This window comes from Streptomyces sp. NPDC059008 (assembly GCF_042749045.1).
Lineage (GTDB): Bacteria > Actinomycetota > Actinomycetes > Streptomycetales > Streptomycetaceae > Streptomyces.
The window spans coordinates 88,366-98,073 of the sequence record NZ_JBHYJC010000007.1 but is presented as its reverse complement, the minus strand read 5'-3'; the positions used below and the strand labels follow the sequence as shown (position 1 = coordinate 98,073).

The window sequence follows — 9,708 nt, the reverse complement described above, 5'->3', positions numbered from 1 at the left end:
GTTCATTCCGTTCCAGGTCACTGGGCGGCCGGGCCGCCCGGTCCAGTCAGGAGGCAGGGGGGATGCGTCAGATCCGGCTCAGGGCGTCCGGTCCGGCCCGGCCGTCGAGGACCGCGTCGAGCAGCGCCGCACGGGCGTCGGTCTCGAACGCGGGCTCGGCCGCGGGGGGCGGGACGGCCGCCGCCGCAGGCGGGACGGGTGCGCGGCCGTCCGCGGGCACCCAGTAGCGGTCGCGGGCGAAGGGGTAGGCCGGCAGCCGCACGGTGCGGCGTTCGCCTGCGGGGTGGCTCGCCCGCCAGTCGACTGACGCTCCCTCGCACCACAGGGCGGTGACGTGGTCGAGCCGCCCGTCGTGCAGGGCCCGGGTGACCTCGGGGGACTGCTCCGGCTCGCGCCGCACACCGGCGCCGCGCGAGCGCCGCAGGCCGCCGGTGTGCCAGCCGGCGGGCTCGTCGCCCGCGAGGAACCGGTCCAGCGTGCCGAGCACGTCGTCGAGGCTTCCGGCGACGAAGCCCAGGCGCGCTTCCATGGCCTCCCGGCCGACCTGGAGGGTGAACGCCAGGTCCGCCAGGTCCGGGGCGTGCCCGTCGCGGCGCGCCCGGTCGAGGAAGTCCCGCAGCCGTCCGGCCGCGGCACGCAGCCGGACGTCGTCGCGGGCGGACAGCACGACGGCCTGGGAGGCGGCCGGGCGGGCCGGCTGCGCCGGTGCGGACGCCGCGGGCGGTGCTTCGAGCACGACATGGGCGTTGGCGCCGCCGAAGCCGAAGCTGCTCACGCCGGCGCGCAGCGGCCACGGCCGCCCGGTGGCGTCGGTGCGCGGCTCCCAGCGGCGCAGTTCACGCACCACCTCGAAACCGCCGCCGTCGAGCGGCAGTTGGGGGTTGATCCGGTCGCAGTGCAGGCTCGGCGGCAGCTCGCGGTGGCGCATGGCGAGCAGCACCTTCAGCACTCCGGCCAGGCCCGCGGCCGACTCCGCGTGGCCGATGTTGGTCTTCACCGAGCCGAGCGCGCACGGCCGGGCCGGGTGCGGCGGCCTGCCCTCGGCGGTGCGCAGGGCGCGGTAGGCGCGGTCGAGGGCGTTGACCTCGACCGGGTCGCCCAGGCCGGTTCCCGTGCCGTGCGCCTCGACGTAGCCGATGCTGTCCGGGTCGATGCCGCGCATGGCGTCCTGGATCAGCGCGGTCTGCGCCTTGCCGTTGGGGGCGGTCAGGGAACCGGCGCGGCCGCCGTGGTTCTCGGCGCTGCCGCGGACCACGCCCCAGATGGCGTCGCCGTCCCGCCGCGCTCGGGCGAGCGGCTTGAGCAGCACCGCGGCGACGCCCTCGGCGCGTACGTAGCCGTCCGCGCCGGCGGCGAAGGTCTTGCAGCGGCCGTCCGGGCTGAGCATGCCCGCCATCTGCGTCGCGGCGAAGGTGTCCACGCTCAGCAGCAGGTTCACCCCGCCCGCGACGGCCATCTCGCAGCGGCCCGACCGGATGCTCTCGACGGCGCGGTGCAGCGCCACGAGCGAGCTGGAGCAGGCCGTGTCGACGGGTTCGCTCGGCCCGTTCACGTCCAGCACGTAGGAGATCCGGTTGGCCAGCATCGAGTGGGCGTTGCCGGTGGCGGTGAAGCCGTCGGGTGCCACGCCGCTGGCGTTGAGCAGGTGGTGGTAGTCGCCGCCGGAGACGCCGAAGTAGACGCCGGTGTCGGCGGGCAGGCGCGCCGGGGCGTAGCCGGCGTTCTCCAGCGCGGCCCACACGGTCTGCAGGGCCAGCCGGTGCTGCGGGTCCATCAGCTCCGCTTCGAGCCGCGAGAGGTGGAAGAAGTCCGCGTCGAAGCGGTCCACGTCCTCGACCAGGCCGGCGAACTTCGGGAAGTCCGCCCGCGCCACGACGTCCGCGTAGGGGCCGTCGAAGCGGTCGCCGGGGTAGTCGGTGACCAGGTCCTCCCCCGCGCGCAGCCGCTGCCAGAAGGCGTCCAGGTCGTCCGCGCCGGGGAACCGCCCGGCGGCGCCGACGATGGCCACCGCGTCGTCGTCCGGCTCGGGGGACGGCAGCGGCCGCGGCGACGCCTCCGGGACCGGCCGGGCGGCGGCGACCGGCGCGGGTGCGTCGGCGACCGCGGGGAGGGTCAGCTCGGGGCCGTAGCGGCCCTGCAGGTGCTCGGCGAGGCTGCGGATGTCGGGGCACTCGAAGAAGACGGCGGGGGTGAGGTCCGTGCCGAGGATGCCGTTGAGTTCCGAGGCCAGTTTGGCCAGCGCGATGGACTCGAAGCCGTAGGCGTGGAAGTGGGTGTCGAGGTCGATCTCGGCCAGGTCGAACTTGAGCAGGTCGGCGACGGTCTCGCGCAGCGACGCGAGCAGCGGCGCCGGAGCGTCCGCGACCGCGGCGGTCACGGGCGGCGCGGGCTCCGGCCGCTCGGCCGCCGGCCGGCTGCGCTCCCCCGTACCGGCCGGCGTCGGCGACGCCTGAAGCGGCGTCGGCGACAGTGCCACCGGTGCCCCTCCGGTCTCGCCGGGAAGTGCCGGCCCGAGGTCGCCGACGGTGAACTCGGCGTCCTCGATCCGGCCCAGCACCCGGCCGTCCTCGTCGAGGAAGGCCACATGGAAGACGGTCTCGGAGGTCCGCGCCAGCACGATCGCCCGGGTGCGCTCCCACTGCCCGCCCTGCACCGATCCGACCCTCGCCACGGCGGCGTCCACCCGCCCCACCGCGTGCGAAACGCCCTGGACCAGCCCGGCGAGCGCCCAGGCCGGCAGCTGTACCTGCTGCTTGTGCGGGTCCTGGCACATGGCCGGTTCGGCGACCCGGACGAGCAGCCGGTGGCCGTCGAGTTCGGTGATCCCTTCGACGCTGCGGGCGTACGGCCGGGCGTCGAGACCCGCGCGGCCGAGCGCGGCGTAGAAGTCCTCCCGCTCCAGGGTCGCGGGCACGGAGAGCACCTGCGGCATCGAGGCGTCCTCGGCGGGCGCGGACGGTACGACGTCGGCGGCGAAGTGCAGCGCGGCCTCGTCGGCGTCCCACAGCTCGACGCGGTGCCCGCCGTCGTCGGACGTGCCGAGCCGCCAGGTGAACGCCTCGGGGGCGTCCGCGGGGGCGGGGAGCGCGGCCCAGCGCGCGCGGCGCAGCCGCAGCGGACCTGCCAGCCCGGCGAGCCGCGCGAACGCCAGTGCCGCGTCCAGCAGCGCCACCGTGGCGTAACGACGCTTGCGTCCCACGGTGTAGACGTAGTCGAGGAGTTCGTCCCCGCGCAGCCGGAGGGTGTAGCGCACGCCGTTGAGGTCGGAGGCGTTGACGCCGACCCAGGGGTGCGCGCGCCGGGTGAACGCGAGCGGCCGCAGCACGCTGGGCGCGTCGTCGTCCTCGGGGTACCAGCAGCGCACCTTGTCGAAGGGGTAGGCGGGCAGCGGCGACTTGGCCGGGCGGCTGCCCGCCGGCCACAGCCGGTCCCAGTCGACGCTCGCGCCGTCCGTCCAGTGCCGCGCCAGCTCCGCCTGGCCGCCGTCGCGCAGGGCCTGTTCGACACTCGCCGCGTCGGCGGTGCGCCGGCGCCGCAGCGTGCTCGCGGTGAAGTGCACGCCCGCGGGGACGACGGGTGACTGCGCCGTGAGGTCCACGGCGGACAGCTGGGCCAGCCGGGCCTCGGCGTCGGCGATGTCGTCCGCGACGAAGGCCAGCCGGCACGGCAGTTCGTTCTTGCCGGTCTGCAGGGTGTAGGCCAGGGCGTCCAGGCCCGGCGCGGTCCGCCCTATGTGCGCGTGGATGTCGCGCAGCACCGTCCGCAGGGCCTGCGGCGTCATGGCGGAGAACACCAGCAGCCGGGGGCGACCGCGCTCCGGTGCGGCGGCGACCTGCCCGTCGTACTCCTCGACGACGAGGTGCACGTTGATGCCGCCCGCGCCGATGGACGTCACACCCGCCCGGCGCGGCACCTCCTCGCCGCCGACCACGGGGCGCCGCCAGGCGTCGCGGCGGCGCTGCACCACGAACGGCGTGCGGTCGAAGTCGATCGCCGAGCTGAGTGTCTCGGCGTGCAGCGAGGGCGCCAGCGTGCGGTGCTTGAGCTGGAGCAGCACCTTGGTCAGGCCGGCCATGCCGGACCCGGACAGCAGGTGCGCCACGTTGGACTTGACCGAGCCCAGCGCGCAGAACCCCAGGTCCGGGGTGTGGCGGCCGAACGCGAGGGCGGCGCCCTTGATCTCGATGGGGTCGCCGAGGGAGGTCGCCGAGCCGTGGCCCTCCAGGTAGCTGATGGTGCGGGCGTCGACGCCGGCGTCGTCGAGCGCCTTCTCGATGGCGCGGGCCTGCTGCTGCGGGCTCGGCACCGTGAAGCCGTTGCGGACCCCGGCGTTGGTCATGCCGCTGCCCTTGATCACGCCGTAGACGTGGTCGCCGTCGGCGACGGCGTCGGCCAGCGGCTTGAGCACGAGCGTGCCCACGCCTTCGCCCAGGATCGTGCCGTCGGCGCCGAGGCCGTAACTGCGCACCACGTCGGCCGACTTGGTGGTGAAGTGCGCCTGCGAGGTCGCGATGAGGTCGAACGGGTGCAGCATCAGGTTGATGCCGCCGACGACGGCCACCCGGCACTCGCCGCCGCGCAGCATGCGCACCGCCTGATGGACGCAGGCCGACGCCGAGGAGCACATGGTGTCGAGGAACACCGACGGCCCGGTGAAGCCGTAGTGGTAGGACAGCATGTTCGCCATCACGCCGAGCTCGCTGCCGCTGGTCGCGGTGCCGCGCATCAGCATGTTCTGGAAGCCGTAGAGCGAGTAGCTGTTGTTCATCGAGCCGACGAGCACGCCGACGTCTCCGTCGTAGCGGCGCCGCAGCGTCTCGCGTGAGTAGCCCGCGTCCTCCAGGGCCGTCACGCCCGCCTGGAGGAACAGCCGGACCTCCGGGGACAGCAGCTCGGCGTCGCGCTGGGAGATGTTGAAGTAGCGCGGATCGAACGCCTCGACGTCCCGGAGGAACGTGCCGGTCCTGACGACGGTCTTGCCGTCGACGTCCCGCTCGTCGAAGTAGATGTCGCTGTGCCGCCACCGCGCCTCGGGGACGGGTTCGAAGCTGTGCCGGCCCTCGCTGAGCAGCTCCCAGAACTCCTCCAGGGTGTCGGCGCCCGGGTACCGGCCCGCCATGCCGATCACCGCGATGTCGTGGCGGTCCGGGTCGGCGGGCCGGAGGACCGGGGCGGGCCCGGTCGCGGGAGCGGGCGTGTGCGGCCGCGCCACGGCGGGAACCTCGGAGGCGGGCGTGGGAGCGGGCGGCTCCTCGACCGCGGCGACCTCCGGGGCGGGCTCCTCGGGTGCGGCCGCTTCGGGGGCGAAGAGCTCCAGCAGCCGTTCGCGGTGCTCGGCGACGAAGTAGCCGGCCGCGCCCCGCAGGTCGACGTACTCGAAGAAGAGCGTCTTGGGCAGCGACCCGAAGGTGTCCTCCAGCCTGCTGGTCAGCTCGACGATGGAGATCGAGTCGATGCCGTAGGTCTCCAGCTTCTCCTCGGCCAGGATGTGCTCCGGGTCCTGGAGGGTCACCTCGGCGAACAGGTTCCGCAGCAGGTCCTGTGTACGGGCCAGGAGTGCGCTCTCGTCCAAGGCGGCCGGCGCGGCCGCACCGCGCCGCGCCCCGGACATGCGCGCCCCGGACGTGCGCGGCGCGGGCTTCGCTGCGCGGTCCAGGCCCGCGTATCCGCGCAGCTTGGCGCGCTCCCCGAAGAGCACCACGCGGCGCACCGGTGCGGCGGGGTGCAGTGCGCGCTCCAGCGCGTCCAGGCCGGTCCCGCTCGGCAGCGGCACGGTCCCGGTGCGCTTGCGCAGATAGGCCAGGCTGGCGTCGTCCACGCGCATGCCCCCGTCGGCCCACAGCGGCCAGTCCACCGCGCGGGTCACCCGGCCGGCGGCCTGCCGTCGTGCGGCGAAGGCGTCGAGGAAGGCGTTGGCGGCGGCGTAGTCGCCCTGCGCGGCGTTGCCGAAGGCACCCGCCACGGAGCCGAACAGCAGCAGGAAGTCCAGGCCGTGGGCGCGCGTGGCGTCGTCGAGGTACGTGGCGCCGTCCACCTTGGGCGCGAGTACGGCGGCGGTGGACGCCAGGGGCTTGCTCGCGAGGTAGCCGTCGTCGAGGACGCCGGCCGCGTGGAACACCCCGTCGAGCCGTCCGTACAGCGCGCGGATGTCCGCGACCGCGTCCCGCACGGCGTCGGGGTCCGTGACGTCGATGCGGCGGTAGGCCACCTCGCCGTGGGTCAGGCGGGCGCGCAGTGCCAGGGTGGCCGGGCTGTCCGCCGAGCGGCCGCTGACGACGACGGTGGCGCGGTGGCGCTCGCAGAGCCGCTCGGCGAGCAGCAGGCCGAGCCCGCCGGCGCCGCCGGTGATCCAGTAGACGCCGCCGTCGCGCAGCAGGGTCCCGCCCGCCTCGCCGCGGGGAAGTTCCACGAAGCGGTGCCGCACCCGGCGGTCCTGGGCGTCGTAGGCGACCTCGGTGTCGTCTCCGGGGCCGGCCTCCGCCCGGACCACCCGCTCGAAGCGGTCGGCGTCGCGGGGGTCGCAGGCGTCGAGGAGCACCAGCCGGCCGCTGAAGGAGGGGTTCTCCTGCTGTGCGGTCTTCAGCAGCGCCGCCAGCGGTGCGTAGACCGGCGAGTCCGGGGTGCCCGGTGCGACGACGAGCACCCGCCGTCCCTGGCCGAGCAGTTGCTGGACCTGCGGATAGCAGGCCTCGAAGGCCGCCTTCATGGCGGCGGCATCGGTGGCGGCGGCATCGGTGGCCACCGCCAGCTGCCGGACGTCCATGCCCAGGCGGGCGGCGCCGGCCGCGGCGAGGTCGCCGTCGAGTGCGGCGTTGAGCACCGTCACCGGGCGGTCCGCGGTGGCCTGCCCGGCTGCCGGGGCCGGGGCCGGGGCGGGAGCCTCTTCCCAGACGCCGGTGACCTCCAGCAGTTCCCCGTCCGGGGTCTGCGCCGCCGCCGGTTTCGCGCCGGGCAGCTCCCTGGACGTGTAGCCGGAAAGGCGCACGCACAGCCGGCCGTCGCCGTCGTACAGATCGATGTCGGCTCCGGTCGTGCCCTTGTCGCCGCCGGCCGGCCGCAGCCACGCCCACATCGTCGAGGTCGTCGCCGCGTGCACGGTGAGCCGGTCCAGCGCGAACGGCACCGACGGGGCGGCGGGCCGGCGCCAGCCGCCGTCGGCCGGGCCGAGGGCCAGGGCCGCGAGCAGGGCGCTGTCGAGGATCGCGGGCTGCAGCGCCATGCCGTCCGGGGTGCCCGCGGGCAGCCGCAGCTCGGCCAGCACACCGTCCGGACCGCGGTGCAGGGCGTGCAGGGCGCGCAGCGCGTGGCCGTGCTCGATGCCGCTGGAGCGCAGCGCGGCGTAGCCCTCGGCGACGTCGACGCGCCGGGGGAACCGCTCGCACAGCGCGTCCGGGTCCGTCCGCTCGTCCTCGGCGGCCTCGACGTACTCGACCCGGCCGCTGGTGTACGGCGTGCCGTCGCCGTCGGTGATCGCGTAGTCGTAGCCGTCGGCGGCGGGCGTCAGCCGGAGCCGCGGGAAGAGCCCGGCGTCGCCGACGAGCAGCGGGCGGATCCACACCGCGTTGCGGATGCGGGGCGCGAGCCCGGCCCGGGTGCCCGCGACGGCGGCCCGTCCGGCCGCCGCGGTGACGAGTTCCAGGGCCAGCACGCCCGGGACGATCCGTGCGCCGTTGACGAGGTGGTCGCGGACGAAGCCCTGTGCGGCGTCGAAGTGCAGGGGGAAGGTCCAGCCGTCGCCGTGCGGCTCGCCCGCGCCGAGCGGGGCGGGGGCGGTGTCCGTCGCGCCCTGTTCCGGCCCGGTGTCTGTCATGCCCTGCTCCGGCCCGGTGTCCGCCCCGCCGTGCTCCGGGCGTCCGGCCGTGTCGTTCCGGGTCGGCCGGAACCAGTGCGGCGTACGGGCGAACGCATAGCCGGGCAGGTGGACACGGCGGCCGCGCTCGGGCCACTGCGCCCAGTCCACGGGCAGGCCCTGGGCCCAGGCGGCCGCGAACTTGTCCCACCTTTCCTGCTCCAACCAGCGCTCGGCCAGAGCGGTCAGATCGTCCGCGTCCAGGCCGTCGGGGGCTTCGGTGCCGGCCCGGCCGCGCGGGCAGTGCGCGGGCGGCTCCTCCCCCGCGGCGACGCTCTCCAGCTGTGCCGCCCACTCCTCGATGCCGCTCGCCCGGAACACCACGCGCTCGCGCAGCGGCACCCGGCCCTCGCGCAGCGTGCGGGCGATGTCCGTCAGGGACGGGCGGTCGTCGTGCTCGATGCGGGTGCGGACCCAGCGGGCGAGCCGGTCGCAGGTCTCGCGGAGCCGGTCCTCGTCCTTGGCGGACACCGGCAGCCACTGTTCGCCGGTGTCCTCGGTGGCGGCCACCGGGTCCACGGCCTCCAGCAGGGCGTGGGCGTTGGTCCCGCCGAAGCCGAAGGAGCTGACGCCCGCGCGCAGCGGTGCGGACCCTTCGGCCTGCCAGTCGGTGAGGCGGTCGAGGACGTACAGCGGGCTGCCGTCGAGGTTGATGAGGGGGTTGAGCTTGCGGAAGTTGACCGTGGCGGGCAGCTTGCGGTGGCGCATGGCGAGGATGACCTTGAGCATGCCCGCGATGCCGGCGGCCCCTTCCAGGTGGCCGATGTTGGTCTTCACGGAGCCGATGCCGCACCGGTGGGCGACGGCCGGGCCGGTCCGGTCCGCTGCCAGGTCGGCGAAGGCCTGCTTCAGGCCGCGGACCTCGATGGGGTCCCCGACGGGTGTGCCCGGGCCGTGGGTCTCCACGTAGCCGACGGTCTCGGGTGCGATACCGGCCCTGCGGTAGACGCCGGCGATCAGTTCGGCCTGTGCGGCGGGGTTGGTGACGGTCAGCGAGCTGGTGCGCCCGCCGTGGTTGCTGCCGATGCCCTTGATCACCGCGTGCACGGCGTCGCCGTCGCGGCGGGCGTCCGCGGCCCGCTTGAGCAGGACGATGCCGCCGCCCTCACCGCGCACATAGCCGTTGGCGTCGGCGTCGAAGGCCCGGCACAGGCCGTCGGGCGAGAGCATGCCCGCCTTGGCGAAGGCGATGAAGTGCCGCGGCGACCAGGTCAGGTTGACCCCGCCGGCGAGCGCCAGGTCGCAGTCGCCGGCCTGGAGGGCCGACACCGCCTGCTGCACGGCCACGAGCGAGCCGGCGCAGGCCGTGTCGTTGACGACGCTCGGGCCGCGCAGGTCGAAGTGGTGGGAGACCCGGTTGGCGATGATCGCGTACGCGGCGCCGGTCGGGTAGTAGGCGTCGATCTCCTCGACTTCCTGCTCGATCAGCTCGGCGTAGTCCCAGTGGCACACGCCCATGAAGACGCCGGTGGCGGAGCCCGCGACGCGGTCGGCCCGGTAGCCGGCGTCCTCCAGGGCGTGCCAGCTCAGCTCCAGTGCCATCCGCTGCTGGGGGTCCATGGACCGCGCCTCGCGCGGGGAGATCTGGAAGAAGTCTGCGTCGAAGCAGTCGGCGTCGTCGACGAAGCCGCCCCAGACGCTGTTGGTCTTGTTGAACTCGCGGCGCGGGTGGCCGAGGTGGTCCTCCTTGCGCCAGCGGCGCTCGGGGACCTCGCTGATCAGCGAGCGGCCCGCGGCCAGGTGGCTCCAGAACTCCTCGGGCGTACGCGAGCCGGGCAGCCGCAGGGACAGACCGATGACGGCGATGTCCCGGTCGTCGGCGAGGACGTCGTTCTCCTTGTTCATGGCGCGCTCTTTCG

1 protein-coding gene is annotated in these 9,708 nt (G+C 75.0%); it reads right to left on the bottom strand.

The annotated features are described in order from the left end of the window. Positions 1–67: 67 nt before the first annotated feature. Positions 68–9,694, bottom strand: a complete 9,627-nt coding sequence (locus ACFWZH_RS11980; RefSeq protein WP_384428347.1) for an SDR family NAD(P)-dependent oxidoreductase — start codon at positions 9,692–9,694, stop codon at positions 68–70. Positions 9,695–9,708 lie beyond the last annotated feature (14 nt).

Coding starts and splice junctions, on each gene's coding strand:
- ACFWZH_RS11980 (WP_384428347.1), bottom strand. CDS start 9,694: ATGAACAAGGAGAACGACGTCCTCGCCGACGACCGGGACATCGCCGTC.